At 71.0% G+C, this 1,206-nt stretch carries 1 protein-coding gene; it reads right to left on the reverse strand.

What is annotated here, in order from left to right:
• Positions 1 to 47: 47 nt before the first annotated feature.
• Complete coding sequence (locus tag AB0G02_RS41205) at positions 48 to 941, reverse strand: fibronectin type III domain-containing protein (protein WP_360806294.1); 894 nt, start codon at positions 939 to 941, stop codon at positions 48 to 50.
• Positions 942 to 1,206 lie beyond the last annotated feature (265 nt).

Consider the following 1,206-nt stretch of genomic DNA (forward strand, 5'->3'; position numbering starts at 1 on the left):
GGGGTCCACCGTGCGGCGGACCCCGGCGATCGGGGCGGTGGCGCGGGTCAGGCCCGCGGGAGGGTGAAGATCAGCCCCTGGCTCTTGGTCGACTGGATCCTGTAGGTGTCCACGTTGACGACCTTCGCCCGGTGCTGCGTGTCGGGGGTCAGTCCGCTGATCGTCGCCTGCTTCTCGGTGAAGAAGCCGACGTGCCCGCCGTCGAGGTACACGTCGTAGCCTGCGGTGGGGAACCACCAGGAGGAGGCCTCCCAGGCCAGCGTCACGGACGTCGGGGTCGTCGAGACCACGTGCAGCCCGCTGGGGCGGATCGGCCGCTCGATGATGATGTTCTGCGACGCCACGGTGCCCAGCAGGTCGTTCTGCGCCGGGTCGTGCGAGCACGACGCGGTGACCGTGCCGATGGGTGTGCCGTCGGCGCGTTCGGGACGCAGGCTCAGCTTCAGGTCGTCCACGTGCACGTCGTAGTTGCCGTACGTGCTCAGGTACTGCAACGGGAACGCGCCCGAGGCCCGCACCGCGACCCCCTGGCTGGTGGTCAGCCACGTCGGGGCGAAGGTGAACGGGGCTTGGGTGCTCCGCGTCCCGTCCGGGCCGGTGATCCTCGCGTCGAGCGTCGCGGTGCTGTCGCCGTCCAGGCGCACCCCGCCGGCCATCGTCACCACCGGGCGCAGCTCGCGCAGGTCCAGGTCCACGTCGATGAAGGTGGGTTGGTAGGCGGCGACGCTGTTCGGCCCGGAGCCGTCGTCCGGCAGGCCGCCGACGACCCACGCGGTCAGCTGGACGCTGGGGCCGAGGGAGGTCGTGCAGGTGTAGTCCAGTCGCACCGCGGTCGTCTGCGCCGACGCCGGGCTCGCGGCACCCACCAGCGCCCCGGCGGCCACCAGGGCCGACGCCAGGGACAAGGCGGTGACGCGGTATCGGTTCAACTTCTTGCGCAAGTTCTGCGTCCTCTCCGTGTTCCCTCGCCCACGATCAGTGTCCCTCACATTCCCCCCACGGGTATGGACCATTCAGTCGCAGCGCGATAAAGCCGACACCGAGTACTGCTGCCGGCCGGAATGGAGATACGTCGTCGACACCGGTGAGGCCGACGAAGTCCGGCAGTCGGTCCGCCGACTCCGCGCCGGGTCGGAGCGCGTTCCCGGTGGCGGGGAAGGGCTCGCCGCCGAGGTTCGGCAGCGCCGCCGGGTCGGGGCTCGGCAC

This window comes from Actinosynnema sp. NPDC023658, from assembly GCF_040639995.1.
GTDB lineage: Bacteria > Actinomycetota > Actinomycetes > Mycobacteriales > Pseudonocardiaceae > Actinosynnema.